This is a genomic window from Streptomyces sp. DH12 (assembly GCF_020873895.1).
GTDB lineage: Bacteria > Actinomycetota > Actinomycetes > Streptomycetales > Streptomycetaceae > Streptomyces.
The window spans coordinates 1-669 of record NZ_JAHWGT010000348.1 but is presented as its reverse complement, the minus strand read 5'-3'; the positions used below and the strand labels follow the sequence as shown (position 1 = coordinate 669).

Below are 669 nucleotides of genomic sequence, written 5' to 3'. Positions count from 1 at the left end.
GGTGTCCTCACGTCCGGCGGCGACTGCCCCGGCCTGAACGCCGTCATCCGGTCCGTCGTGCACCGCGCCGTCGTCGACCACGGCGACGAGGTCATCGGCTTCCGCGACGGGTGGAAGGGCCTCCTGGAGTGCGACTACCTCAAGCTCGACCTCGACGCGGTGAGCGGCATCCTCGCCCGCGGCGGCACCATCCTCGGCTCCTCGCGGGTGCGTCCCGAGCACCTGCGGGACGGTGTGGAGCGGGCCCGGGGCCATGTCGCGGAGCTCGGTCTCGACGCGATCATCCCCATCGGCGGTGAGGGCACCCTCAAGGCGGCCCGGCTGCTGTCCGACAACGGGCTGCCGATAGTCGGCGTGCCGAAGACCATCGACAACGACATCGCCGTCACCGACGTCACCTTCGGGTTCGACACGGCCGTCGGCGTGGCCACCGAGGCGCTGGACCGGCTGAAGACCACCGCCGAGTCGCACCAGCGCGTGCTGATCGTGGAGGTCATGGGCCGCCACACCGGCTGGATCGCGCTGCACTCCGGCATGGCGGCCGGCGCGCACGCCATCGTGGTGCCCGAGCGGCCCTTCGACATCGACGAGCTGACCGCGAAGGTCGGCGAGCGGTTCTCGGCCGGGAAGCGGTTCGCCATCGTCGTCGCGGCGGAGGGCGCCAAGCCG

General features: G+C 72.0%; 1 protein-coding gene. It reads left to right on the top strand.

Going from position 1 to position 669, the window contains the following annotated elements; translation table 11 throughout:
- A partial coding sequence (locus LPA54_RS34480) for an ATP-dependent 6-phosphofructokinase (RefSeq protein WP_228984584.1) occupies positions 1-669 on the top strand: 669 nt, incomplete at both ends.